1 pseudogene is annotated in these 357 nt (G+C 63.9%); it reads right to left on the bottom strand.

The features are described from left to right. A pseudogene (locus AC1DFM_RS34955) lies at nucleotides 1-357 on the bottom strand (hypothetical protein); the annotation flags it as partial.

Below are 357 nucleotides of genomic sequence, written 5' to 3'. Positions count from 1 at the left end.
GAACATCAGCATGAACGTGCCGGACGTCGTCCAGACCACGAGGAAGATGACGACGAAGAGCGCGACAGACGGCCCGGCGAGCCAGTCCCAGAGGCTGCGGCCGAGGATCTCGCCCTGCGCCCAGGCGGGGTTGTCGACGCCGACCGCGTTGAGGAGCAGGTGCAGCACGCCGCGGCTGTCGTTGAACCACTGCGGCCCGTCGATCCCGAAGAAGCCGAGGAACGCGTTGACGGCGCCGGAGTTGGAGAAGAGGAAGAGGAAGACGGTTGCGATGGCGATCGAGCTCGTCACCGATGGGAAGTAGAACGCGGTGCGGAAGAAGCTCTTGCCCTTGAGCATCTTGTTGTTGACCAGAAG

Source organism: Chitinophaga sp. 05T412 (genome assembly GCF_056396465.1).
This window is presented reverse-complemented; position numbering and strand designations above follow the sequence as displayed.